At 49.8% G+C, this 25,082-nt stretch carries 20 protein-coding genes and 1 pseudogene; 7 read left to right on the forward strand and 14 right to left on the reverse strand.

Going from position 1 to position 25,082, the window contains the following annotated elements:
- Positions 1-4: 4 nt before the first annotated feature.
- Positions 5-1,381 (reverse strand): bifunctional enoyl-CoA hydratase/phosphate acetyltransferase, encoded by a 1,377-nt coding sequence (locus tag EJO50_RS14910; RefSeq protein ID WP_125975466.1) that lies wholly within the window; start codon positions 1,379-1,381, stop codon positions 5-7.
- Positions 1,382-2,046: 665 nt separating this feature from the next.
- Between EJO50_RS14910 and pncB the strand changes: the two are divergent.
- A pseudogene (pncB, locus tag EJO50_RS14915) lies at positions 2,047-3,254 on the forward strand (nicotinate phosphoribosyltransferase).
- A gap of 120 nt (positions 3,255-3,374) precedes the next feature.
- Positions 3,375-4,712 carry a CDP-diacylglycerol--serine O-phosphatidyltransferase gene (gene pssA, locus EJO50_RS14920; protein ID WP_125975468.1) on the forward strand — a complete coding sequence of 446 codons (1,338 nt, stop codon included), beginning with the start codon at positions 3,375-3,377 and terminating at the stop codon, positions 4,710-4,712.
- A 69-nt stretch (positions 4,713-4,781) separates the two neighbouring features.
- Here the strand turns inward: pssA and tyrS are convergent, their stop codons facing one another.
- The 11 genes from tyrS to creB all read right to left on the reverse strand — a co-directional run bounded on the left by tyrS (position 4,782) and on the right by creB (position 15,952).
- Positions 4,782-6,047: a tyrosine--tRNA ligase gene (gene tyrS / locus EJO50_RS14925; protein ID WP_125975470.1), complete on the reverse strand. Its 1,266-nt coding sequence runs from the start codon at positions 6,045-6,047 to the stop codon at positions 4,782-4,784.
- Positions 6,048-6,294: 247 nt separating this feature from the next.
- Positions 6,295-7,434, reverse strand: a complete 1,140-nt coding sequence (locus tag EJO50_RS14930; RefSeq protein ID WP_125975472.1) for a 5-(carboxyamino)imidazole ribonucleotide synthase — start codon at positions 7,432-7,434, stop codon at positions 6,295-6,297.
- A gap of 4 nt (positions 7,435-7,438) precedes the next feature.
- A complete protein-coding gene (locus EJO50_RS14935) occupies positions 7,439-7,699 on the reverse strand; it encodes a hypothetical protein (RefSeq protein WP_125975474.1) in 261 nt (86 codons plus the stop codon).
- Complete coding sequence (gene purE / locus EJO50_RS14940) at positions 7,696-8,184, reverse strand: 5-(carboxyamino)imidazole ribonucleotide mutase (RefSeq protein WP_125975476.1); 489 nt, start codon at positions 8,182-8,184, stop codon at positions 7,696-7,698. Before purE ends, EJO50_RS14935 begins: the two co-directional genes overlap by 4 nt.
- A gap of 278 nt (positions 8,185-8,462) precedes the next feature.
- The gene (gene msbA / locus EJO50_RS14945) at positions 8,463-10,205 is read right to left on the reverse strand and encodes a lipid A export permease/ATP-binding protein MsbA (RefSeq protein ID WP_125975478.1); all 1,743 of its coding nucleotides are present in this window, start codon (positions 10,203-10,205) and stop codon (positions 8,463-8,465) included.
- Between the two features lie 134 nt (positions 10,206-10,339).
- Complete coding sequence (locus EJO50_RS14950) at positions 10,340-11,056, reverse strand: 16S rRNA (uracil(1498)-N(3))-methyltransferase (RefSeq protein ID WP_125975480.1); 717 nt, start codon at positions 11,054-11,056, stop codon at positions 10,340-10,342.
- 415 nt (positions 11,057-11,471) lie between these two features.
- Positions 11,472-12,884 carry a cell envelope integrity protein CreD gene (creD, locus tag EJO50_RS14955; RefSeq protein WP_125975482.1) on the reverse strand — a complete coding sequence of 471 codons (1,413 nt, stop codon included), beginning with the start codon at positions 12,882-12,884 and terminating at the stop codon, positions 11,472-11,474.
- 97 nt (positions 12,885-12,981) lie between these two features.
- Positions 12,982-13,488, reverse strand: coding sequence for a hypothetical protein (locus tag EJO50_RS14960; protein WP_125975484.1), 507 nt, complete (start codon positions 13,486-13,488; stop codon positions 12,982-12,984).
- Between the two features lie 9 nt (positions 13,489-13,497).
- Positions 13,498-13,686 (reverse strand): hypothetical protein, encoded by a 189-nt coding sequence (locus EJO50_RS14965; protein WP_125975486.1) that lies wholly within the window; start codon positions 13,684-13,686, stop codon positions 13,498-13,500.
- A 149-nt stretch (positions 13,687-13,835) separates the two neighbouring features.
- Positions 13,836-15,269, reverse strand: a complete 1,434-nt coding sequence (creC, locus tag EJO50_RS14970; protein WP_125975488.1) for a two-component system sensor histidine kinase CreC — start codon at positions 15,267-15,269, stop codon at positions 13,836-13,838.
- Positions 15,269-15,952, reverse strand: a complete 684-nt coding sequence (gene creB / locus EJO50_RS14975) for a two-component system response regulator CreB (RefSeq protein ID WP_125975490.1) — start codon at positions 15,950-15,952, stop codon at positions 15,269-15,271. The genes creC and creB overlap by 1 nt, the downstream gene beginning before the upstream one ends.
- Before the next feature lie 202 nt (positions 15,953-16,154).
- On the opposite strand from creB, the gene EJO50_RS14980 reads away from it, so the two are divergent.
- From EJO50_RS14980 to EJO50_RS15000, 5 genes are all read left to right on the forward strand, one after another.
- A complete protein-coding gene (locus EJO50_RS14980) occupies positions 16,155-17,135 on the forward strand; it encodes a patatin-like phospholipase family protein (protein WP_125975492.1) in 981 nt (326 codons plus the stop codon).
- Positions 17,136-17,277: 142 nt separating this feature from the next.
- Positions 17,278-18,582, forward strand: coding sequence for a hemolysin family protein (locus EJO50_RS14985; RefSeq protein WP_125975494.1), 1,305 nt, complete (start codon positions 17,278-17,280; stop codon positions 18,580-18,582).
- A 637-nt stretch (positions 18,583-19,219) separates the two neighbouring features.
- Positions 19,220-20,608, forward strand: coding sequence for an alpha/beta hydrolase (locus EJO50_RS14990; protein WP_164521525.1), 1,389 nt, complete (start codon positions 19,220-19,222; stop codon positions 20,606-20,608).
- 154 nt (positions 20,609-20,762) lie between these two features.
- On the forward strand, positions 20,763-21,524 hold the full coding sequence (locus EJO50_RS14995) for an ABC transporter ATP-binding protein (RefSeq protein WP_125975497.1): 762 nt from the start codon (positions 20,763-20,765) through the stop codon (positions 21,522-21,524).
- 193 nt (positions 21,525-21,717) lie between these two features.
- Complete coding sequence (locus tag EJO50_RS15000; RefSeq protein WP_125975498.1) at positions 21,718-22,881, forward strand: ABC transporter permease; 1,164 nt, start codon at positions 21,718-21,720, stop codon at positions 22,879-22,881.
- 465 nt (positions 22,882-23,346) lie between these two features.
- Here EJO50_RS15000 and EJO50_RS15005 read toward each other — a convergent pair whose 3' ends face one another.
- Together EJO50_RS15005 and EJO50_RS15010 are read right to left on the reverse strand one after the other, a co-directional pair.
- Complete coding sequence (locus tag EJO50_RS15005; protein WP_125975500.1) at positions 23,347-24,045, reverse strand: Rossmann-fold NAD(P)-binding domain-containing protein; 699 nt, start codon at positions 24,043-24,045, stop codon at positions 23,347-23,349.
- Positions 24,042-25,082 (reverse strand): AraC family transcriptional regulator, encoded by a 1,041-nt coding sequence (locus EJO50_RS15010; RefSeq protein WP_125975502.1) that lies wholly within the window; start codon positions 25,080-25,082, stop codon positions 24,042-24,044. Before EJO50_RS15010 ends, EJO50_RS15005 begins: the two co-directional genes overlap by 4 nt.

The following is a 25,082-nucleotide window of genomic DNA, read 5'->3' on the forward strand; positions in this document are numbered from 1 at the left end:
AAGACTATTTTGTCCGTGCATCGGCCATGATGCAGGCAATGGCGCAGGACGCGAGCTTGGTGCGCTCATTATCGGCACGGCTGGTGAGAATGATCGGCACTCTTGCGCCCAGCACAATCCCTGCTGCGTCTGCATTACTCATGAAGGTAAGCTGTTTGGCTAGGATATTGCCCGCTTCCAGGTCTGGGACGAGCAGGATATCCGCATCTCCTGCCACGCTTGATTCTATTTTTTTGATGCGGGCCGATTCATAGCTAATGGCGTTATCCAAGGCCAGCGGACCATCAAGAATCGCACCTGTGATTTGCCCTCTGTCGGACATTTTGCACAGGCTGGCAGCCTCAAGAGTAGAGAGAATTTTGGGATTAATGGTTTCAACTGCCGATAAAACAGCTACTTTAGGTTTGGGTATTCCAAGGGTGTGGGCAAGATCGATAGCGTTCTGGCAAATATCGAGCTTATCCTGCAGATCGGGGTAGATATTGATTGCGGCATCGGTGACTAATAGCGTTTTATGGTAAGTTGGCACATCCATAATAAAAACATGGCTAATGCGGCGCTCGGTGCGCAGGCTGCTTTTTACCACGGCGCTCATTAACTCATCGGTATGTAAGCTGCCCTTCATCAGAATAAGCGCCTCACCACTGGTGACCAATTCTACGGCGCGATTGGCCGCCGCGTGGCTGTGCGGCACATCTTCGATACGTAAGCCGGTAATATCTAAATTATATTGCTCTGCTATTGTGATGATTTTATTTCTTGGCCCTACCAAAATGGGCTGCATCATGCCCTGTGCCTTTGCAGCAATGGCCACTTTGAGCGAGGATTCATCGCATGGGTGTGCAATGGCGGCAGAGAAGGGCGGCAGTTTATTGCAGCGCTCTAGCAAAAGCTCAAATGCGTTATGGGTTTGTACGCTGACAAGCCCGGCGTCGGGGCGTGCCAGGGTGATTTTTTTCGTCGGTGCAACAACTTTGGCAACGCCGCTCATAATGGTTTGGCCATGCTGATTCAGGCAGAGGCAATCAAAGCTGATGATATGTTCTTCTGGATGTTTTTCTCGCACAGTGACACTGATATCCAGTGTGTCGCCCAAAATAGCAGCGCTATGAAATTGCAGATTCTGGCCAACATAGACGGTGCCTGGACCGGGTAACTGGCTGCCTAAAATGCCGGAAATCTGTGCTCCCAACCACATGCCGGGGGCGGTTGCCCCGCTAAAGCCTGCCTGGTTTGCAAAAGCAGCTTCAAGATGTGTGGGGTTAAAATCGCCAGCTACTGTAGCAAATAGCTGAATATCCCGTATGGATAGAGTGTGTTGAATACGGGCGCAATCGCCTATTTCAATTTCATCAAAACAGCGATTTTGTAAGGTAATCATTTGCTTATGGTTCCTATGAAGCTTTTTTGCTGCTATTTTTTCGATTGGCCTTGATGCTTACAACTCTCAGATCTTGAAGGCAGGTGAGGTGTTTGTATCTTTGAGTTCTGGAGCCCGCATTGTGCTGTGCTGGCTATATTCAGTGCATGTTTACATTTTTAAGGGGGGTTAATCATTGAAGCTGTGTGGCGTGATCCTAAATCAGCGGTATATACCGTTTTAACATAGCATGCCGCAGCAGCGTTGTGCAGATTCTGGCATGTATTCAATGTGCTAATTTGGAAGTCTGTTTTTATGCTTAGAAAAACGCCGCTTTGTAGGTGCCGGGCGGCGGTATTGGCGAGCTTTTCACGGGTATTCTGGCCTTTACCGCTGATGGTGCAGCTTGCTTGTATTCAAGTAATGTTTCTAGACTTGTTCGATTAGGGATAAAGGGGATGGAAGAATTGTTTTACTATTGCATCACTTGTGGCAGACGATGATAAATAGGCAGGTTGTCAGATTTATTTTTAAGCATCTATTTAATGTTTTAAGGAGCAACGCTCTTGACCGGAAAGCTTGACGCAGGCGCCACTAAAGTCGTTTACTGTGGCCACTTTTGAGTGGTTGGTAAGCTCGGAGTCTTCGATATTATTTAAAGGACGTGTGCCTGCAATGGAGTTTTCATGAGTGGCTTTAGGCCGGTGATCGAATCCTTATTGGATACAGATCTTTATAAGTTCACGATGATGCAGGAAATTTTGCATCATCAGCCAGAAACCCAAGCCATTTATGCATTTAAATGCCGTAATGTACCGGTATTGCCTTTGGTTTTACTGAAAGATGAAATAGATATTCAGCTGGATCATCTCTGTTCTTTGCATTTTAGTGAAGAAGAATTGACTTATCTGGGTAAATTGCGGTTTATTAAATCGGATTTTGTTGATTTCTTGCGTTTGTTTCAGCTACAACGCCGGTTTATTTGCGTTTCTATATCTGAGGTCAATCCTGATTTTTTAGATATTCGTGTGGTTGGCCCTATGCTGCATTGTATGTTGTTTGAAATTTATGTGTTGTCGATTGTGAATGAAGTTTATTTTCGGCAATTTCCGGAAGGACCGGCTTTGGCGATTGGCCGCGAGCATTTGCAGGTAAAATTAAATACTTTAAAAAATTTGTCGTTACAGGATCTGCCTGTAAATCCATTTCTATTTTTTGATTTTGGTACGCGCCGACGATTTTCCCGTGTATGGCATGCTGAAATGGTTGGTTTACTGGTTAAAGAGGCCTGCCCGTATTTTCGCGGCACCAGTAATGTTTTATTGGCGATGCAATATGGCGTCACACCCATAGGAACAATGGCACATGAATATATGCAGGCTTTTCAATGCTTTGGATCGCGTTTGCGCGATTTTCAAACCAACGCACTGGAGCATTGGGTGCGTGAATATCGGGGGATTTAGGCATTGCTCTGACTGATGTTGTGGGAACAGATGCTTTTTTACGTGATTTTGATTTGTATTTTTGTAAACTATTTGATGGACTGCGTCATGATTCGGGTGATCCATTTGAATGGGGCGAGAAAGTAATTGCTCATTATAAAAAAATGAATATTGATTATGGTACCAAGCAATTGGTTTTTAGTGATGGTTTAACTTTGGACAAATCGATTGCTTTATACCGGCATTTTGCATCACGCACCCGTACCGGGTTTGGCATAGGCACACATCTGTCGAATGATTGTGGGCAAGCTCCTTTGCAAATTGTGATGAAACTGGTGTCATGCAACGGGCAGCCGGTGGCCAAAGTGAGTGATACTGCGGGTAAGGGAATGTGTGAGGATAAAAATTTCCTTAATTATCTCTGTGATGTTTTTCAGATAAGCCGTCACTAGCCGCCGGGTTTTGAAATATAATTACTGGCAATTAATACATCTCCTTTCTTATAAGGCATAGTGCTAAGATAGCAGGCTTCGATCCGCTTGATAGGTCACTCTGCTTTTTGCAGATCATTTATGCTTTTTGAAACTAATCGCTCATATCTCGCCTCTTTGCCGCGTTTTGCACAGGATCCGGCTCTTTTTCAAACTTTACTGACAACGGCTAGCTTTCGCGAAAAGCTACTGGAGTTGATTGGTAAGGCCCAAACACGAATCTATATTGCAGCATTGTATTTACAGCAGGACGAGGCTGGTGCCCAGATTTTGGAAGCACTTTACGCAGCCCGTGCCCGTTGCCCCGATTTGGATATCCGGGTTTTTGTAGATTGGCACCGGGCGCAGCGAGGGCTGATTGGTGCGGGCGCGCAAGCAGGTAATGCCGCCTGGTATCAGCAGGAACGATTAAAGCATGATCTTAATGTGCCAATTTATGGTGTACCCGTACAAACGCGTGAGCTGTTCGGTGTATTACATCTGAAGGGTTTTATTTTTGACGATACTGTAGTGTATAGCGGAGCCAGTTTAAATAATGTGTATTTGTCTGTGGGTGAGCGCTATCGTTATGACCGGTATCATGTAATTAGAAACTCGGCATTAGCCGACAGTATGGTTAATTATTTGCAGGTAGAGTTTTTAAATAGCAGTGCAGTACATCGTCTTGATTTAGATCTTATTCCTGGCACCAAGCAAATCGGCCCTGATATTCGCCAGTTCCGCCAGCGCCTGAAATCGGTTCATTATGCACATGCACAGGAGGAGGCTTCTAGTTTGGGAATTACCCCTGTGGTGGGGGTAGGCAAGCGTAATCCGCTTAATCGTCTTATTATTAAATTACTGGGTGGAGCAAAGCATCATGTACAAATCTGCACCCCTTATTTTAATTTGCCCCGCATGGTCATTAAAGAAATAAACCGTTTGCTACAAAAAGGCGTAAAGGTTGATATTATTGTTGGCGAGAAAAAAGCCAATGATTTTTACATTCCGGAAAGCGAGCCATTTAAAACAATTGGTGCTCTGCCTTATCTGTATGAAACACATTTACGCCGTTTTGCCAAAGTACATCAGCTGGAGATTCATCGCGGGCAATTAAATTTAATGCTCTGGAATGACCCCGGACATAGCTACCATTTGAAAGGCATTTGGGTTGATGATGATTATATTTTACTCACCGGTAATAATCTGAACCCACGTGCATTTAGTCTGGATTTAGAAAATGCTTTGTTAATTCATGATCCAAAGCATGAGTTAAAAGATCAATTACAGCAGGAAAAAGCTGAAATTGCTAAAAACTCTACACGTATTGCCTATTATCGTGAGCTGGAAACCGTGCTGGATTACCCGCCGCCGGTTAAAAAACTATTGACCCGCTTATCGCGCTTTAGGGCAGACCGATTGATTTCCAGACTGCTGTAGATTGTTTGCTCCTAATAAAAAACCACGGCCTGTTTACCGTGGTTTTTTATTGTTTTCATATAATTTCACTCATTTCCAGATAACCAGACAATGGTTTTTCTTGCCACGGCGCAGCAGGGTGTAGCTGCCGTAGCGGCGGTCTGCGTCGCTCATGTTATAAGCTACATCGCTGATTTTAGCGCCATTGATAATCACCGCACCGCTTTCGATAAAGCCGCGTGCCTGACTTTTGGATGTGGCCAGCTCACCAGCCACCAGCACGTCCAGCAGGCCGCTTTGGTCTTTGGTGATTGCTACGTGGGGCAAGCCATCCAGTGCTAGCTGCTCAAAATCATCAACCGTTAGTGAATTCTGATCTTCTGAAAATAGGCTCTGGCTGATGCGCTGTGCTGCAACAACAGCATCTGCACCGTGTACCAAAGCAGTCACCTGTTCGGCAAGAATGCGCTGGCCTTCCGGTTTGCCCGCTGCTGCAATATCAGCCGCTTCAATAGCATTAATTTCTGTCATGCTTAGGAAAGTGAAGTAGCGCAGGAATTTATACACATCTGCATCGGCGGTGGTCAGCCAGAATTGATAAAACTTATAGGGTGAGGTTTTTTTAGCATCCAGCCAGATGGTGCCAGTTTCTGTTTTGCCAAATTTAGTGCCGTCCGATTTGGTCACCAGCGGCATGGTCAGGCCAAACACCTGCTGCTGATTCATGCGGCGGGTGAGATCGGTTCCGGCGGTGATATTGCCCCATTGATCTGAGCCGCCAATTTGCAGCTCGCAGCCATGCTGCTTATTCAACTCTACAAAATCATAACCTTGCAGCAGGCTGTAGGTGAATTCGGTGAAAGAGATGCCGGAATCATCACGGTTAATCCGCTGCTGCACGGCTTCTTTTTTGATCATGGCATTCACCGAGAAGTGCTTGCCAATATCGCGCAGAAAAGTGAGCACATCCATCTTGCCAAACCAATCATGGTTATTGGCCATAATGGCGGCGTTACTGCCTTCAAAACTTAAAAAAGGCTCAACTTGTCTGCGGATTTTGCCTACCCAGCTATCGATGATATCGAGAGTATTGAGTTTGCGCTCGGTGGCTTTAAAGCTAGGGTCGCCAATCATGCCGGTGGCGCCACCCACCAAGGCAATCGGCTTGTGGCCCGCTTCCTGGAAGCGTTTGAGCACTAAAATCGGTACCAGGCTGCCGATATGCAAGCTGTCTGCCGTAGGGTCAAAACCGCAATAGAGGGTAATGGATTTCTCAGTCAGCCGTTTTTCTAAGCTCTCGCCATCAGTCAGTTGGGCGATCAGGCCCCGTGCTTGTAAATCGCTGATTAAATTCATTTCGCTATTGCTCCGGTTTATTTTATTTGGATCTACGTAAAGATTTTTAAACCCAAATTTTGAACCACGGGGTAAAGGAGGATACAGAGGATCACAGAGAAAACCTTAAGGCAAACAATCAACTTACAAAGACTAAGCAAACTCAGGTACACATTGCTATTTTCCTGGTGATTGTTATTTCAATGGTTTTCTCTGTGGAACTCCGCGTTCTCTGGGGCCGAAGTGGTTCAAGACCTGGGTTTTATGATTACAGTGTTTCTTTCAGTGCCAAAGCCTGCTCTAAAGCGGCATCCACATTGCTGGCCAGCACATTGTAATGGCCCATTTTGCGGCCAGCGCGGGCTTCTTTTTTACCGTAAAGATGCAGTTTGGTGTTGGGGGCAGTGAGCATGACTTCCCAGTGCGGATCGCTGCCATCATCATGCCAGACATCCCCAAGCAGATTCACCATCACCACAGGCGTGTGCAGATCCGGCTTGCCGGGGTAGAGGCCACACATGGTACGCACTTGCTGCTCAAACTGGCTGCTCAATGTAGCATCCAGCGTGTAATGGCCGCTATTGTGCGGGCGCGGTGCCATTTCATTGATCACCAGCGAGTCGTCTTCCAGTACAAAGAATTCCACGGCAATCACGCCGATGTAATCGAGTTTTTCTACCAGCTGGATCGCCATGCTGCGGGCGCGTTCGGTGATTTCTGCACTGATGCGGGCTGGCACAATGGAGATATCCAAAATACCGTTGGTATGGATATTTTCTGCAGGCGGAAAACAGGCGATTTCATTGGCGGCACTGCGGGCTACAATCACGGACACTTCGGCCTTAAGCGGCAGCATTTTTTCGAGCACACAGGGCTGGTGTTTTAGCTCTGATAAGGCGTAGCGGGCTTCTTCCAGGTTGTTGATCCGTGCCTGTCCCTTGCCGTCATAACCGTTACGGGCGGTTTTTAAAATGCCGGGCAGGTAGGGGGTAAGGTCTTGTTCCAGATCACCGGAATTCGCAATTACTAAAAAGGGCGCTGTGGCAAGGCCGGCATCTCGGATAAAGTTTTTCTCTTTCATCCGGTCCTGGGCAATTGCAACTGAATCACCGGACGGGCTCACCTTTACGCCTTGGGCCGCCAACCAGCGCATGCTTTCAGCATTAACATTTTCAAATTCGGTTGTTACTGCAGCGCATTGCCCCGCCAGCGCTGCCAGTGCTTCCGGGTCAGTATAAGGCTTGCAAAGATGGATATCGGCGATCTCGGCAGCAGGTGCATTTGGGTCCGGGTCAAGCACGGTTACGCTATAGCCCATGGTTTTTGCTGCCATGGCAAACATACGTCCGAGTTGGCCTCCGCCCAGAATGCCCAGCATAGCAGGTGGCAAAATTGGCTTAACGGGCATTTTATTAATCCTTGTCTTGTCTGTTTTTTACACCCTGTAATAGGGCAACACCCCAGAGTCCCCAACCAAAAACAGCGCCAAAAATAAGCGCAATAGGCAGGATCTGGATCATGGTGGCGATATATGATGTGCGTGCAAAAAAGCTGATGGCTAAAGAAGAAAGCAAACCAAAAGGCAATCCCCAGCAGAGGGCTCCCCGGTAGAAAACGCTGAATAAAAAGCCTTTTTTTTCCAGTTCTGCCAGCAGATCTTTGGTGGGTTTCATTCTACTTCGGGCAATTCCATTGCCAGTACGGTCTCTTTTTGTGCTGTCCTGAAAGTGGCCAGCTTAGCAGCTAGCTCCGGGATGACGTTGGCAAGTAAAGAAACTGCAAATAGTGCCGCATTTGCAGCACCCGCTTCGCCAATCGCAAATGTGGCGACCGGAATGCCTTTGGGCATTTGTACGATGGAAAGCAGTGAATCTTCGCCACGCAGATATTTGGAAGGAACAGGCACGCCCAGCACCGGAATTGTTGTTTTGGCTGCAATCATGCCTGGTAGGTGCGCCGCGCCGCCTGCACCCGCAATAATGCATTGCAAACCGCGGCTGGCAGCAGTTTCGGCGTATTCAAACAAGAGATCAGGGGTGCGATGCGCAGAGACAACGCGGCATTCAAATGCCACGCCAAAGGCTTTTAGCTGCTTAGCGGCATGCTGCATGACTTCCCAGTCACTATTGCTACCCATTACAACGCCGACTTGAATCATGGGTTTCCCCCGAGTAAAGAATGAATGTTACCGAAAAAATGAGAATAAGGGACCGTTTCAATAGTCCCTTTGCCCTAAGGCCCTAAGAGTACTGTACTTTTATGCTGTGAATGGCTAATGGCTAAAGAAATTCGTCCTTTTTACCAAAATATCAGAAAAGCCTAATATTTTAGTTGACCCTCTCATTTTGCTAGGGCATTCTACTTACTGCGGCGCAAGTCCGTGTAATTCACAATGAGTTGATACGCTGGAAGGCTTGCCCTCCAGCGTTTTTTTGGTCAGCTATTTGCAAATTGTGCGACGTGCATTCGGCAATACATCCCATTGCTGGCCATGAGTGCCTGGTGCGTGCCGCTTTCAACAATCTTGCCCTGTTGCATTACTACAATACGGCTGGCGTTTTCGATGGTAGACAGCCGGTGGGCAATGACCAGCGTGGTGCGGCCTTGCATCAGGTTTTCCAGAGCATCCTGTACTTTGCGCTCGGATTCGGTGTCCAGTGCACTGGTGGCTTCGTCCAGAATCAGAATCGGTGCATCCTTATAAATGGCGCGAGCAATGGCGAGGCGCTGGCGCTGTCCGCCAGATAAACGCATGCCGTTTTCACCCAGCAGGGTATTCATTCTGTCTGGCATGGCATCGATAAACTCTAAGGCATGTGCGGCGATCGCGGCCTGACGTACACGATTCATATCAACTTCACTACCGTAAGCAATATTAGCTGTTACCGTATCGTTAAATAGAATCACATCTTGCGAAACGAGGGCAATTTGCTGACGTAAATTAGCCAGCTGGTAATCGGCCAGCGGCACCTGATCGATTAAAATTTGCCCGGCATTTAGTTCATAAAAGCGTGGTAACAGATTAGCCAGCGTGGTTTTGCCGCTGCCGGAGCTGCCCACTAAGGCAATGGTTTCACCTGGCAAAATATCCAGTGAAATGCCATCCAGAGCGGGTTTTCCATCATTTCCATAGGCAAAGCGAATATCTTGCAGTGATATTGCGCCTTGCACGCGGGGAAGCTGGTACAAGCCCCGGCTGGCTTCAGGAGTCTGATCCAAAATGGCAAATACAGATTCAGCAGCAGCTAAGCCTTTATGCAGGCTTTCATTAATTTTGGTGAGGTTTTTGATAGGTTGTTGCAAGGCCATCATTTGCACCATAAAGGCAACAAATGCACCTGCTGTCAGTAAACCATCCTGAGCACGCAAGCTGGCGTAATAAATAATGACAGCCAGCGTGATACCAATCAAAAACATGATCAGGCCGGAGTTAATGCTGGAGGTAATGGCCTGCTTGATCGATAAGCGGCGCACATTATTGTTGGTATTGCCAAAGCGATTCGTTTCATAAGAAAAACCGCCGAATATTTTGATGATGCGCTGGCCGGAAAGGCTTTCGTCCAGGATCTGTGTCATATTGCCCATGGCGGCCTGTGTTTCACGTGAAAGCCTGCGCTGGCGCTTGCCTACCACGCTGATACTGATGGCGACACCGGGTAGCAAAATCAGGCACAAGAGGGTGAGCTGCCAATCTAAATACAGCATGGAGGCTAGTAAAAAGATCAGTAGTAAGCTGTCTTTGATCAGCACTGTGAGCACTTTTGTGCCCGCATCCATGATCTGATTAACATCAAAAGTAATGCGCGACAGTAAAACCCCAACCGAGGTTTGATCAAAAAATTGCACCGGCAGGCTTAGCATGCGAGCAAACATTTTGCCGCGTAAATCGTGCATCACTCTGGATGAAACCCACGCTGTGGTGTATTCATTGCCAAAGTTGGAAACCAGCCGTAGCAGCGCCAGCCCTAAAATTTGTGCGGGCAATATCCAGGCCAGATTACGGGCCAGTGCCGATGTTTGTAAATTTTGATCAACCAGCGGCTTGAGTAAGAGTGTTAAGCCTGCATCGACGGCTGCAGCAACGGTCAGGCAAACCACAGAAATGACGACGATTTTCCAGTAGGGGCGAATTTCGCCCAAGATGCGCATATAAAGAGCTCGATTATTCGTCGCTGACATCGGCGTGCCTTGGTTCGGATTTTACAGACAGGGGCGGATTATACGCTGTAGCAGACTATTCATGGGTGGAAGGAATCCGCTGCTTATGGGGTATTTAATGCTCATTATGGCACCCTTCCACCTGGCAGCTCAGCTCACAAATCTCCGTACCGGCTTTGTAACAGAGCTGCAATCACTGGTGCCACGGTTTCGGTGCGAAATATTCTTGGGCCAAGAATAAGCGGGGTGTAGCCTGCGGCCACGGCCAGTGTTTCTTCGGCGGCAGAAAATCCGCCTTCAGGGCCAATTAATACGGCGACGCTACTGGCGCTGGCAGGCAGCTCGTTTTGCCTGATTGCACCAATGGGCGATAGCAGCAGTTTGAGCTCGGCTTTTTGTATCAGCGCCTGTTCAAACTTGATGGTGGGCAAAATAAGCGGCACCCGGGTGCGCCCGCATTGTTCGCAGGCTGATACTGCGATGGCCTGCCAGTGGGCAAGGCGTTTCTCGGCACGCTCGCCATTGAGTCTTTGCTGACAATATTCTGAAATTATCGGCTGAATACGGCTAACCCCCAGTTCACTGGCCTTCTGGATGGTGTAATCCATGCGATCGCTGGCCGAGATCGCCTGAATCAGGGTGAGATCCAGTGGTGACTCACGGTCTTGCTTATCCCACGCTAATACTTCAACTACCACATGACGTTTACCCATTTCGGTAATGCGTGCGGCATATTCGCCGCCCTGACTATTAAATAAAATGATGTCGTCATCAGGCTGCAGGCGCAGCACTTGCACATGACGGGCAACGCTTTCTGGCAGGTTAAAGTGAGGGCCAGCGGCCAGCGGCATATCAAGGAAAAATCTGGGCATATCCACCTCGTGCATTTGAGGCGTTGGTATACCGCAAGGGGGCAGGGGATTCAAGTACTACTGGGTAGGTGATGCTTCTTGGAGATCATTTTTTAAGTGTTTTTGGCATGCTGATTCAGCTTCAAATCGATTCTCCCGAGGCGCTGATAGCAAAAATAGAGCTCAAGCATCTCATTGCCCGGGCTATCTGGCGCAGTGTGGTAGGTAAACGGTGTAAGGAATTGGACACTTTGAACTTTATAATCGTCCTTGGTTTACGGCTGCCCCGGGCAACTATAAAAATATCGCACAAGTGTGACTCATGTCTGTGGTCCAATTGAGCCGGCGGTGGGTGAGATTGACGGAGTCTTCCTGCTCAAGCGATTTCACCCAGTCTGCAAATGAATTCAGTGCAGATCAGCCACCTTGCAGATTTTTAAACTGAGGTCTCTGTACTCGCTGGCCGTAAAGCTTTCCAGTCTATTTTACGGGTCAGCACCATCACGCAGCTGAGTAAGGCAAATAGCGTGATACTTCCCATTAGCAGCGCCATATCTTCTGATTGCAAGATGCCATATAGCAAGCCATACAGCGTGGCCAGCACCGTTGCAAAACCAAGGCCGCGCTGCCATGCGGCCAGTACAAAGCTGACGTAATAGCCAAGCAATAACACCGATGCCGCTGCGGCAGTCCAGTAGGCTTTGGCAAAGCCAAGGTGTTCAGATAGCGATAAGGTCAGCAGGAAAAACAGTGCCAGTGCTGCGCCGACTAAGGCGTATTGCACGGGGTGGATTTCGATTCGTTTCATCAGCGCCATTAAAAACACCGCGCCAAAAATCACCAGTACAAATAACTCGGCATATTTGATGGTGCGCTCGTTTAAGACATATCTATCAACTGGGTCTACAAGGCGCAATCCTAGCGAGGCGGATGAGCATTCGGAGCTGCTGCATTTGCTGGTTTGAGCGCCGCCTGTGGCCAGCTGGCTGGTTTGCCAGCGGGCGCTAAAGCCCTGGGCAGTGACACTGCGCTCTACCGGTGCAAAATTGCCGCTAAAACTTGGGTGTGGCCAGTTGCCAGCGAGTGCAACATGGCTTTCTTTACCTACCGGCTCGATCAGTAATTGCGTGGTGCCGCTGAGTTTTAAGTTGAGTTTGAAATCCAGTGATTGCCCGGAATCAGCCAGCTTAACCATGGCATGTACGCCATTACCCAGATTTGTGGCGGGTGTTGCCACGGCAACGGCTGCAGCGCTGTCTTCTGCCGTGTTTGCCGTGGTATGAATTGTCGATTGGGCTGTACCCGGCTCAAAGTTGAGTGTATCGGCTGCCAGCGTGCCGCCCATATTTTGAATCCCGCGTACATCCGACAGGCTGAGTGCCAGATAAGGTTTGCCCCAGCGGCTGCTGATTTTTTCACGGCTGGAGCCGGGATGCTGCTCATAGCTATTGAGCGGTGCGACGGCAAAGCGCCCTGACAGGATTAAATCGCTGCGGTAAATGGGCGCTTCAAAAATGCCGCGTTTCAGGCTTTCTACCGCCAATTGCCCTTTAGCCGAAAACTGCTCGGGGCTGATGATGATATTGCGGCTGCTTGTGCTTTCTTCCCATGCGCTTATTTTTCCCTGGGGCGTGGTTTGCTCTACGAGTTTGCCGGTGGTTTCGGTGAGCGGCAGCACCAAGAAGGGCCCTTTCACCGTTTGCTCGCCTGCGCTGAATTGCGAAATCTCCTGGCGTACTTCCTGAGCACGCTGCTGCCGCTCAAAAACCAGATGCCGCACCATATTTAAAACCACAATCATCCCCAGCATCAGCAGGCCGATGGTGATGATTTTCCACTTTAACTTCATGATATTCCCCTGTGCGCTTGTGTGATGGGGGCATTGTGCAAGGCTGATGTGGAGGGAAAATGCGGGGAATGTGGAGATTGTGTGGAGATGGGATATCTTATTTCTTGGCAGCGCTGCTTGCCGCGATTGGTGGAACACCTCGCTGGTGAAGTTGTTCAATAGCGGCGCTGCTTAATTTCTCACGTTTTTCACTATCTTGCATTTGCAGATAAAGCCACGCAAACATTGAAAAAGCGATTGTAATAATAGAGCCAATTAAACCGGCAATCACATTTTCGGCAATGGATCGTCCCCAGCCTTTATTGACGGTTTGGACGATTTTATCGTTACGTAATCGCGCGACTTGCTGTTGGATTTCTGCTGCAGCGACTTGATCTACAATTTCATTCACTTCGCGCTCGGCTCGTTCACGGTATTCGAGAATCTTTTGAGGGCTCCTGGCAAAACTATGAAATTGATCGAGTGGAGGTTCTGCAACGTTATTATTGGTTTTAAATGTTTCTATCCAATTGATTTTTTCTTCTTTGTAAAACGTATATGCTACACGACCGACAAAGTCCTGAGGGTCTTGGACTAAATCGGTATAGATTCGATGATTGCTCATTGAATGGGCTTAACCGACGGTGGCGTGCGTGCGGGTAATGGCGGCAAAAGCTTGGTTGATTTGGTTTTCTGAGTAGCGAGTTTGCAAAATCTCAGCCCTTACTTTTTCAGGTAAAGAGTAATCCGCCATCCGTTTACCTTCTACACGGTCTTGGTTTACTCGGCGGATAGTCTCTAATGTCACTGTTAATTTAAGCATTATCGACGCTCCCCGTATTGAAGTATTGCAAGATGGATGTTTAAGCGCCGCTTGGTAGTTCTAGCTTTTTATGCCTGATAAACAAAGGTTTTTCTATTGGGAATTATTTTTTTAATGGCAAATTTGCTTGTCTGTTAAGCACTGGTAGTTCAATCCATCGGCAAGCAAACCCTAGCCACCACACCTCCCTCCGTATGGTTTGCCAGGCTCACACTTCCGCCATGCAATTCCAGCATGGTGCGGGTCAGTGCCAGCCCCAGGCCGGTGCTTTTTTGGCCGGTGGCGGGGCGGGGCAGGGAGTAGAAGCGCTCGAACAGGCGGCTGAGGGCGTAATCGGGGATGGGCTCGCCCTGATTGTGGATGGTAATTTGCAGGCTTTGTGCTGCTATTGTCAGCTCGATATGGATCTGGCCGTGCTCAGGGGTGAAGTCCAGTGCGTTTTGCAGCAGATTTCTGATGGCCTGGGCGAGTAAAAACGCCTCGCCATGGATGATGGCGCCGGGCCACGGCGCGTGCAGTATTTGCCGTGTACCTGCTTGCGGGCAGAGCGCGTTAATGACTTCATCGAGTAGTTTGGCGATATCCACAGGCTCAGCGTCTTTCAGGCCGTGCCTTGCTTCCAGCGTGGCGAGTTGCAGCAGGCGGTCGACAATTTGCTGCATACGAGCGGTTTCCTGGCGGATATGGCCGGTAAAACGGTGGTGATCGTTCTCTTTAAGCGTCAAGCCTTCTTCAAATAAAATTTCTGCTGCGCCGCGTATGCCTGCCAGGGGCGATTTCAGCTCGTGGGTCAGATCATGCACATAGTTTTCGATATAGGCTTTGCCTTCCAGGCGCTCCCGCATCGTGCCAAGTGCCGTGGCCAGGGTGGTGAGCTCACGATTGGCGGTGAAGCTGGGTACGGTCACGCTTTGGCCCTCGCTTACGGCTAGTGCAAAGCCGGTGAGTTTGTTAATACCCCGGCTTAGCCACCATGAAAACACGGCTCCAATCACCAGGCCAATGGCCAGCAGCAAGAGGCCTGCCCGCCAGAGTTTATTTTCGCTGCGGTCAATAAAGGGCTGCATGGCCCAATTGGGGCGGGCGACGGTGAGCACGCCCACAATCTCTTTGCCCTTGGTAATCGGTGCGGCAACGTGCATGACGGTGGATAGCTCATTTTTTGGATCGGCCAGCGAGCTGCGCGCACCATACTGGCCGCGCAGCGTCAGGTAAACATCACGCCACTGGCTGTAATCCTGTCCCAGCGCCTGGCCGGTGGAATCCATAATCACCTTGCCCTGGGCATCGGTGACGTACACGCGCAGAAAGGTTTTATCGCGTGGCACGCCCCACACTTTGGCTTGCGGATTTCTTTCGGCAAACAGCTTAATCGCCTTGGCAAAGCGGCCCGCATCGAGGCGCCCGGCCACAAAATCAGGCTGTATCAGCTCGGCCAGCAGGTTGGCGGTATCAACCAAGACTTCTTCGCTGGATTGGCGTACTGCCGGTTTGATTTCATCCCTGACGATGCTCAGCACGTAGGCCGCCAGCAGGCTGACCAGCAAGAAGTAGCCAAAGAAAATCCGCAGTGAAAAGCGCATTAAACCTGCTCCAGCGCATAGCCAAAGCCACGGTGGGTGGCGATGGGGTCGAGATCAGGCCGTACTGTACGCAGTTTGGCGCGCAAGCTTTTGATATGGCTGTCGATGGTGCGCTCAAAGCTGTCTTCAGCGGCCTCCCCAAGCGCATCCAGCAATTGGGCGCGGCTGAATACCTGGCCGGGATGGGCAAGCAGGGTGATCAGCAGGCGGTATTCTGATGGCGTAAGCGTTAAATTATTGCCCGCATATTGCACTCTTTTTGCCGCAGCATCGTGAATAAACAGACCGTTATGGATGGCCGAATGGCTGATGGCAGCAGCAGGGCTGCTGCGTTTTAAAATGGCTTTCACCCGCGCGGCCACTTCGCGCGGGCTAAAGGGTTTGAGCACATAATCGTCCGCGCCCAGCTCTAAACCTAAAATCCGGTCGAACTCTTCGCTTCTGGCGGTGAGCAGCAGCACCGGCAGCTCGCTGTAGCGGCGCAGGCGTTTGAGCACTTCCAGCCCGCTATCGTCGGGCAGGCCGATATCCAAAATCAGCAGATCAGGCTTTTGCGCCTGAATCGCCGCCTCGCCTTCCCTTGCCAGGCTGTAGCAGCTCACGCTAAAGCCTTCCCGCTCCAGCGCAAAGCGCAGCGTATCGGTGATGGCCGCTTCGTCTTCGATCAGGATGATGGATGACATAAGTGAGATCGCTCTTATTGGATGGCCTTGATTGTAAGTGACTTTGTGCCACGGTTGGCAACGCATTTCCTGCTATGCTGCAATGCAGCATGAATTTAATCTTCCTGCGTTAATTTTTTACCGAGGAGGCTTTGCAGTACAAATGCTAAATATCACGGTTTGAATCCTGCATGGGCAAGGTTTACGCCGCAGAGGGCTGGCTATGGGTAAGAAAGTGATCAATCTTGCTTTGCAGGGCGGCGGTGCACACGGCGCGTTTACCTGGGGCGTACTGGATGCTTTGCTTGAGGACGGGCGTATTCGGTTTGAGGGTGTAAGTGGCACCAGCGCGGGAGCGATGAATGCGGTGGTGCTGGCCCAGGGTCTGATGGAGGGGGGCGCGAGTGGTGCAAGGCGGGCGCTGGATCGATTCTGGCTGGCATTGGCAAACCGTATGCCAACAGACTTAAGCCATGGTGATGTGGGGGGCTCTATTGCCAAGGTGATGCAGCAGTGGACGCGTTACTTGTCGCCCAGCCAGATGAATCCTTTTGATTTAAATCCACTACGTGATCTGGTTGCAAATCAAATTGATTTTGCTGCTTTGCAAAAGCATAGCCCGGTTAAATTATTTATTGCCACAACGCATGCTAATTCAGGCAAATTAAGAATTTTTCAAAATCATGAAATGAGTATTGATGTGATCCTTGCATCTGCTTGTTTACCCACCATTTACCGCAGTGTATTTATTGATGGTGAGCCGTATTGGGACGGAGCTTATGCGGCAAATCCTGCTGTTTTTCCTTTGTTTGAATATTGTGATTCAGGAGAAATCCTGCTGGTATTATTGCAGCCTCTTTATTTAAAGAGTACGCCGGATTCAGTTAGAGAAATTCAGAATAGAATTATGGATATCACTTTTCAATCTGGTTTTTTGCGTGAAATGCAAATGTTTACAAGGTTAAAAGTACGCCGGCCTTTATTTGTCTGGTCTAAGTTAGAGCGGCATATTGCCCGCACTCATTTTCATTTGATTGAGGCTGATTTAGGGCAATTTAATGCTGAATCCAAATTAACAGTTAATTTGAAATTTTTTGTCACTCTCAGGGATATGGGGCAGGAGGCCGGTAAAAAGTGGTTGACAGAAAATTATTTAAAGCTGGATAAGTCATCCAGCATCGATTTATCCGGTATGTTTGCCTGAGTGCCTGTCTGGTTTTTGGCTGCAGCAATTGGCATATACTTTTGTCATTTACCCAAGCAATGCGGCAAAAGTAGCGCTGTTGCTGCATAATGCGAATTAACTTAACAACAAAAAAGGATTGGAGTTTCCTGAAACTCCGGATATGGGTAGTAGTATCTTACTGATTTTTATTGCTTTTTTGCTGGTGCTTCTAAATGGCTTTTTTGTAGCAGCAGAGTTTGGTTTAGTTAAATTACGCTCTACCCGTGTAAAAGCCATTGCTAAAACAATGGGCTGGCGCGGGCGTATTTTACTGAAGGTTCATGGCGATTTAGATGCCTATCTTTCAGCTTGCCAGCTTGGTATTACCCTCTCATCTCTTGGTCTTGGCTGGATTGGTGAGCCTGCCTTTGTTCAGGTGTTAGAGCCTTTATTTGGCGCTCTGGGCATTGTGAACGAGGCCCTGGTGCATACCATTGCCTTTGCTGTGGCCTTCTTTATTATCTCCTATTTGCATATTGTGGTGGGCGAGCTGGCCCCTAAATCCATGGCGATTCGTATGCCGGGTAAAGTCAGTATGTGGACTGCCGTGCCCCTGTATGGCTTCTACTGGCTAATGTATCCCGCAATCTGGACGCTTAATCACAGTGCCAACTGGGTGCTGCGTAAGGTGGGCCTGGATGCTGCGCCCGGCCACGACAGCCATTATTCTTCAGAAGAACTCAAGCTGATTTTGCGTACCTCGCAGTCGGATGACCAATATACCGAAGACGATTGGCGGGTACTGGCGCAGGCATTGGATTTCCGCGACTTGGATGTGGCCGATTTAATGCATCCCTTCAGCGAGGCGGTGGCTTTGTCGGCCAGCGCCGATATCGAAACCAGCCTGGATAAAATTGTGCAGCATCGTTACAGCCGCTATCCCTTGCTGGATGAAAATGGTCAGGTGCAATCGGTGGTGCACTTAAAAGATATTTTCTTTGCTATGCGTAAGGGAGAGATGCCTGATCGGCTGAAAAAGCTGGCGCGCCCAGTGCAAACCGTATCACCACGCTTATCTGCGTCCGAGCTATTTAAGCGTTTTCAGCAGGGTGCACCGCATTTTGCGGTAGTGGCTTATCAGGATGGCCAGCCCCTGGGCTTTATCACGCTGGACAATCTGCTGGGTGCTTTGGTTGGCGAGATTCGCGATGAATTTCGTCAGGCACAAAATGAATGGACCAAGCTGGATGACGGCTCGATGATCGGCAAAGGCAGCTTAACCATCTTTACTTTGGAGCGTGCCTTAGGCATTGATATTGAAGACACCGATGTCGATTCGGTAGGTGGCCTGATCATGCAGCAGTTGGGTGATTTGCCCTCGGAAGGCCAGCGGGTTCAGTTCGAACATTTTGACGCCGTGGTTAAAAAAATGAACGGGCCAAGAATCGTGCTGGTGAGGATTTATCCGCGGGAAATGGTGAGTTGATTGATGGGGGGGTACAAAAAACGTGCCCTCCCTAACCGTAATGCCGTTCACTTAAGTGATTTTGACCTTGGCTTCCCCTTGGTAAAGGCTCTGTCTGCGTTAAATGTTGAAACATAATTGAGTGAAGATTTGCGCTTTTATCATGAAGCGTCATTGCCACCAGGCAAAAAGACAAAAAGACCTTTTTAGTGCCCTCGGCACGTTGATTTTTGGGCGGTTAGCCACTGAGGGGCCTTCCTTCTTGCTTCGTCAAGAAACGAAGCCAAGCGACAATAGCAAAGCACGAAAGCCCCTGTGGCGGCCCAAGCGAGTTGGCTGCTGCGAAACTTGCTCGCAGGCTCGCTCAAATAGACATCAAAGAAACCCCGCCTCGGCGCGTTTTCAGGGGGAGTAAAAGCTCCGCGCCACGAGCAGTGGCAACAATTCAGATGGTCAGATTTGATAAATACTCAAAACTCAAAATAATGAGTTGAGTTCAAGAAATATTTTTCTTCGTGAAGCTCCGCGTTCTCCGTGCCCTCCGTGTTTCAAGATGTGGGTTTTGCGCTGCCCCATTGTATTAGCTGGCACCTGCCCTAGACTTCCCTCCGTTTCTTTGACATGCTTGCATCAATCTTATTAACCCATCTAGATGCCGATGCAAGCTTTTGTCTTTCTGCTGTTTCTTGGTTTACTTTCTTCAGCACAAGCTGCCACCAAGCCTTGCCGCATTGATGGCTTTCCTCAGGAAGTACAATGCGGGCAGATTGCCAGGCCGCTTGATCCTGCGGATCCTCAGGGTAGGCAAATCCAGATTCATTATCTGGTGCTGCGTGCGCAGGATAGAAATCAGCTGGCCGATCCGGTTTTCTTTCTGGCTGGCGGGCCTGGGCAGAGTGCGATCAATGTGGCAGGCTGGGCTGAGCACTTATTCAGTAAATTGCAATTACGCCGTGATGTGGTCTTTGTCGATCAGCGTGGCACGGGCCGCTCTGCACCGCTGCAATGCCCGGAGTCGCAAGATTTAAGCAAGCTGACTGATAGCGAGGGGGCGCTGCACGAAATTAAGCGCTGCCAGGCCTCTCTTCAAAAACTGCCTTATGGTGATCTGCGCTTTTTTACCACTTCGATTGCCGTGCAGGATTTAGAAGCTGTGCGTCTGGCCGAAGGTTATCCTGCGGTTAATCTGGTTGGCGTTTCCTACGGTACCCGGGTAGGGCTGGAGTATTTACGCCAATATCCGCAAGCGGTGCGGCGTGTGGTGCTCGATGGCGTGTTGCCGCCTGATTACGCCATATCGGGCAGCGATATACAAAAGGCGCTGGACAGCCTGTTTACTGATTGTAAAAGTGATGCGCGTTGCCAACGCGTATACCCAAACCTGGCACAGAGCTGGCGTGATTTGCTGGCCAGTACGCCTAAAGCTACCGTGTTAAAACATCCCCGTTTAAATACCGAAGCCAATGTGACCATCAGCCGCGACAGCGTGCTGGGCATGGTGTCGGCCGTGCTTTACTCACCGGTGAACAGCGCAGGCCTGCCTTTTGCTATTACCGAAGCAAAGGCCGGGCGGTTTAACCCGCTGCTGGCGCTTAGCGGGCAGACGGCTTTACCCAATGCGGGCAAGATCTTCGCAGGCATGCATTACTCGGTCTGGTGCGCTGAGGAGGCTGGCCGCCTGCCGGTGCTGGATGATGATTTTGGCCGCTTTCGCAGTGAAACCTACCGCAAAGTCTGCGCCAGTTGGCCGCGCGGCGCTGTGCCTGCGGCTTTTTATACTCTGGCTAAAAGCGCATCCCCGGTTTTGCTGCTGAGTGGCGGGCTGGATCCGGTGACGCCGCCTCAGCACGCGACCCACGTTGCCAAAGCGCTGGGCGCTAAGGCGAGGCATGTGGTGCTGGGCAAATCCGGCCACGGCATGCTGATGCAAAGTTGCGTGGATGATCTGGTGTATCGCTTTATAAACGCAGAAGATGCGCAAAAAACTGACCTAAGCTGCGTAAAACCTATCCCAAGGCCTGTGGTGTGGGTCTTGCCTAAAGGTTAAACCAAGTGCCAAACCCAAACCTTGAAACACGGAGTAAAGGAGGACACGGAGAAAACCTGGAATGCTTTTCTTCGTGTAACTCTGTGTTTTCTGTGACCTCAGTGGTTCAAGGTTTGGGTTCTTAAAGGAATGGTTCAATGTTTGCGAAAACAGCATGATTATTGTCGAGCAATTATCTAAGCAATTTGTTCGTGAAGCGGGCCTGGGCTGGCGGCGTTCTAAGAGTGTGGTGCAGGCAGTGAAGGATATTCACTTTAGCGCGGCAGATGGCGAAGTCACAGGCTTGTTGGGTGCGAATGGCGCGGGCAAAACCACCACTTTGCGCATGATTGCCGCGCTGCTGCCTGCGGATTCCGGGCGTGTGCTGGTTGATGGTGTGCAGGTGGAGGCAGGCAAGCAGGCCACCCAGGCTCGTATGGGCGTGTTGTCCGATGCGAGAGGCTTGTATCCAAGGCTGAGCGCCCGTGAAAACATTGCTTACTACGGCGTGCTGCATGGCATGAGCCATGACGAGGCCAATGCGCGTGCCACGGCACTGGCCGATGCACTGGATATGCGCGCCTTGATGGAGCGGCGCTGCGAAGGCTTTAGCCAGGGTGAAAAAATGAAAACAGCTTTGGCAAGGGCGCTGGTGCATGACCCGCAAAATATTATTCTGGACGAGCCCACCAATGGCCTTGACGTGCTGGCCACAAGGGCGCTGCGCGAGTTTCTGGCATGGCTGAAATCACCCGCTGGCGGCAGTAAATGCATTCTGTTTTCGACCCATATCATGCAAGAAGTAGAGAGGCTTTGTGATCATGTGGTGATTGTGGCGGGTGGCGAAACCGTCGCACAGGGTACGGTAGCCGGGCTATTAGATCAGGCCGCAGAAAGCAATTTTGAAGACGCTTTTGTGAAATTGGCCTTTGCTTGAAGTATCCAAAAATGGTGACTACTCGGGTGTGCGAACAAAACCCAAATCTTGAACCACAGAGGGCACAGAGAATACAGAGCTCCACGGAAAAAATCATTCTATGTTTTGTTTTTCTCCGTGATCCTCTGTGTTCTCCCAAACTCCGTGGTTTAAGACTTGGATTTTAAATACAAAATAAACTGGAAATGAGCGGATGATGATTTGGGAAATATTTAAAAAAGAATGGGTTGATTCTTTAAGAGATAAGCGCACCATGCTGGTGGTGATTTTGTCTTCTTTAATGGGGATGCCCTTCTTTTTATTCATCAGCTCTGAAGCGTATTCCAGAATGGATGAGCAAAATGAAAAGCGCTTTATTCGCGTCGTTGGGGCGCAATATGCGCCGGAGTTAATCAATTATATTGCCCGGCAAGGTTTTGAAATTAAAACCGCAGGGGCAGGTTATGCAAAGAAATTGCATAGCAAAGAATACACCGAGCCGGTGCTGCTATTGCCACAAAATTTTTCCAGCCAATATGCAGCAGGGATCGCACCGAGGGTAGAAATTATCAGTGATCTGGCTAATAAAGATACGCAATTAGGCGTGCGGCCAATTAAGGTTTTATTGCAGGGCTTTATGCAGGAGCAGGCTGGTTTAAACCTGAGCTTGCGTGGCATTTCTGCTGAGATATTAAGTGTGATTCAAGTAGAAGAGCGCCATTTAAGCCGGGCGAAAAATCAGCAGAGCGCAGGGCTTAAAGAAATGCTGCCCTTTATGTTTATCATGACGCTATTAGGTGTGGGGATGTATGCCGCAATTGATACATCGGCAGGGGAACGGGAGCGTGGCTCTTTAGAGCCATTAATGATGAACCCGGTATCGAGCTGGCATTTTGCTCTGGGTAAATGGGCGGCGGTAGGCATGCTTACAGTTTGCGTATTGTTTTTTAATGTAATGAGTATTTTCCCCTCCTTATTTCTAATTAAAAATGAAGTATTAAAAATCGCTTTTCAATTCTCAATTAAAGACGCATTTGTATTTTTGGCTGTGCTATGCCCGCTGGCGCTGGCTATTGCTGCTTTGCAAATTGCGGTGGCGATCAATGGTAAAAGCCACAAGGAAGCGCAGGCCAGAAACTCCATGCTGATGCTGCTTGCTCCGCTGGCCCTGGTGATAGGCATGTTAAAACAGGGGGCCGATCCGGTCTGGTTTTCCTGGGTGCCGCTTCTGGCACAAAACCAGCTGATTATCAAAATTCTGAACGGTGAAACCTTAAGCACAGCAGAAGTGCTTACCCCCGTGCTGGTTTGCGTGGTGATTTTGCTGGCAAGCCTGAGCTATACGGCGCAGAAAATGCGGGGGGTGGTGATGCAGTAGTTTTGAGTGTAATTGGGCCGTGTTTTATTGAGCTGATATTTTGCAGTAAACCCCAAATCTTGAACCACAGAGAACACGGAGTTTCACTGAGAAAGACAAAGCTTAATTTGAGTTGTTTTGCAGGTTTTAAGTGTTTTAAAACCCAGTAACCAGGGTACGTAACGCAGCTTGTGGCGCAGGGCTTAAATCTCACCTTGAAACACGCCGGAGCTAGGAACAAGCAGAGCGGGGGATTGCTTGGTGCGACATCTTATTCGATTTATCCACCCAAATTCACATTGACCACAGGCAGTAAACTTACCAATTTAGTCATTATCAAACATAGGTCAGTACTTAGTAGAAACGGCTGAGTTAGACTATGCAAGTGGCCGCAGTCGGCCAAAAGCGGAAACTCGCCCACCCCAACAGCGGTCGGCAGCAAAGGCCGTTGTGGTTTCGGAAGCAGCCATTGCTATCTGATTGCTGTCATCTCTTTGAGTTAGCGTCTACTGATGAGCATGCAACTTCATAGATGGCGGCTGCGTTCAACACAGATACCGGCGCTCCCCTGCGTGCAATCTGGAGCATAGCCTGACCGATAACTTCGGTGGTTAGGACATGTGACGGGAACAGCATCCGGCCAAAAGTGAGCAAGGGGCTCAAGACTTTATAGAAGATGCGATAGGAGCCAGTCTTGGACACTGCGTTGTTCAAGGGCTGAATAACTGCCGGACGCAAGACATGCACATGCTTGAATGGTAGGCGTAGCAGTGCGTTCTCCGTCTTACCCCGAACCTTGGCCCACATGCTTGAACCTTGTTCGCTGCTGTCTGCCCCTGCGCCCGATACATAAACGAAACTCGCCTGCGGGCTGATGCTGCTAAGGCGCTCAGCCACCGCCATCGTGAGGCTGTATGTCAGCGCTGTGTATTTCTCCTCAGAGAGGCCCGATGCCGATACCCCGAGGCAGAAAAAGCAGGCATCCACGTTGCGCAGGTCATCATCCGTAATTTCGGATGTGTCTGTCGCAAAATTCGGACGCACCACCTGAACCAGTTTTGGATGGTCCAACAGCAATGCCGAACGACCGATGGAAACCACTCGTTCAACGTCAGCCGCAAGCAGGCACTCGCGCAGAACGCCGCCACCCACCATGCCGGTGGCTCCAAAAATAAGAACTTTCATCGTAACCGACCCCACCCATTCATTGAGTGATTCGCTAGATTTGCGACTCGCCACTCCGATGGCGTTTGTTCTTCCCACTGCCTGAAGGCTCGGAAGAACGAATTCTTGTCTTCGTAGCCAAGCATGTAGGCAACTTCAATGAGCGTCAAGGAAACGTCAGACAAATACTCAAGTGCCAACTGATGTCTTGTGTCACTCACAAGGGCCTGGAAACTGACACCTTCATCCGTCAGGCGCCGTTGTAAGGAGCGTTCGCTCATAACCAGTTCTGCTGCGACCGAACGAATGTCCGGCCGACCAGCCGTCAACCGCCGGCGCAGTACCCAGCGGGCCTGCTCAGCAACAGAACCCGACATCAAATGGTGCTTAAAACGCCGGTCCAGTTCTGGCGCAATAACCTCCAACAAGTCCCTGTTGTAAGTGACGAATTCCTTGTCGAGGTCATCTCGCCGGAAACTAATACGGTCTTCCGCGGCATTAAACCTGACTTGGCAGCCAAAATATCGTTCGAGCGCGGACCTCGATGCCTCAGGACGGGCCAACTCCAGCGCGATTGGTATCAACCGTTCTGAAGTTCCTCTGCGGCCTAGCTCCACGAGCGACGCCATCGTGGCATCGACCAGGGAATATGGAATCGAATCAGGGGCAGCATGTGGCCAGCGGACAACGATGTCGCTGCGGTCACCATCCTCCGCGAGTACAGCATCTTCGGGCGTGCACAGACGCTTGAACCGGGCCACCCGATTCAGCGCATCACGGAAGTCCCTAGCATGCTGAGCAGCGACGAAAGCCAAGGGCATGACAGCCCCATCCAGAACAGATGCGATGCGTAGCCCGATAGCGGCGTCTTGACTAACGGCTTCGATGGCGCGAAAGAGTGCGAAAAACTGTGCAGTGGAAATCTGCGTATCGTCCTTCAGCACGGTGAGCGGCAATGCCGCCCGGCGGACGACCTCGGCACGGTCGATTTGAACCCGCTTGATGCCTTCCCACAGCGCGCCAGGCACCTTCATTTTGTCTGGAATAGAGCCGGTCAT

It is taken from the genome of Iodobacter ciconiae (assembly GCF_003952345.1).
GTDB classification, from domain to species: domain Bacteria; phylum Pseudomonadota; class Gammaproteobacteria; order Burkholderiales; family Chitinibacteraceae; genus Iodobacter; species Iodobacter ciconiae.

Coding starts and splice junctions, on each gene's coding strand:
- EJO50_RS15000 (WP_125975498.1), top strand. CDS start 21,718: ATGATGATTTGGGAAATATTTAAAAAAGAATGGGTTGATTCTTTAAGA.
- creC (WP_125975488.1), bottom strand. CDS start 15,269: ATGCGCTTTTCACTGCGGATTTTCTTTGGCTACTTCTTGCTGGTCAGC.
- msbA (WP_125975478.1), bottom strand. CDS start 10,205: ATGTCAGCGACGAATAATCGAGCTCTTTATATGCGCATCTTGGGCGAA.
- EJO50_RS14980 (WP_125975492.1), top strand. CDS start 16,155: ATGGGTAAGAAAGTGATCAATCTTGCTTTGCAGGGCGGCGGTGCACAC.
- EJO50_RS15010 (WP_125975502.1), bottom strand. CDS start 25,082: ATGACCGGCTCTATTCCAGACAAAATGAAGGTGCCTGGCGCGCTGTGG.
- EJO50_RS14995 (WP_125975497.1), top strand. CDS start 20,763: ATGATTATTGTCGAGCAATTATCTAAGCAATTTGTTCGTGAAGCGGGC.
- EJO50_RS15005 (WP_125975500.1), bottom strand. CDS start 24,045: ATGAAAGTTCTTATTTTTGGAGCCACCGGCATGGTGGGTGGCGGCGTT.
- EJO50_RS14935 (WP_125975474.1), bottom strand. CDS start 7,699: ATGAAACCCACCAAAGATCTGCTGGCAGAACTGGAAAAAAAAGGCTTT.
- EJO50_RS14965 (WP_125975486.1), bottom strand. CDS start 13,686: ATGCTTAAATTAACAGTGACATTAGAGACTATCCGCCGAGTAAACCAA.
- EJO50_RS14960 (WP_125975484.1), bottom strand. CDS start 13,488: ATGAGCAATCATCGAATCTATACCGATTTAGTCCAAGACCCTCAGGAC.
- EJO50_RS14990 (WP_164521525.1), top strand. CDS start 19,220: ATGCAAGCTTTTGTCTTTCTGCTGTTTCTTGGTTTACTTTCTTCAGCA.
- EJO50_RS14985 (WP_125975494.1), top strand. CDS start 17,278: ATGGGTAGTAGTATCTTACTGATTTTTATTGCTTTTTTGCTGGTGCTT.
- purE (WP_125975476.1), bottom strand. CDS start 8,184: ATGATTCAAGTCGGCGTTGTAATGGGTAGCAATAGTGACTGGGAAGTC.
- pssA (WP_125975468.1), top strand. CDS start 3,375: ATGCTTTTTGAAACTAATCGCTCATATCTCGCCTCTTTGCCGCGTTTT.
- creD (WP_125975482.1), bottom strand. CDS start 12,884: ATGAAGTTAAAGTGGAAAATCATCACCATCGGCCTGCTGATGCTGGGG.
- EJO50_RS14910 (WP_125975466.1), bottom strand. CDS start 1,381: ATGATTACCTTACAAAATCGCTGTTTTGATGAAATTGAAATAGGCGAT.
- tyrS (WP_125975470.1), bottom strand. CDS start 6,047: ATGAATTTAATCAGCGATTTACAAGCACGGGGCCTGATCGCCCAACTG.
- EJO50_RS14950 (WP_125975480.1), bottom strand. CDS start 11,056: ATGCCCAGATTTTTCCTTGATATGCCGCTGGCCGCTGGCCCTCACTTT.
- EJO50_RS14930 (WP_125975472.1), bottom strand. CDS start 7,434: ATGCCCGTTAAGCCAATTTTGCCACCTGCTATGCTGGGCATTCTGGGC.
- creB (WP_125975490.1), bottom strand. CDS start 15,952: ATGTCATCCATCATCCTGATCGAAGACGAAGCGGCCATCACCGATACG.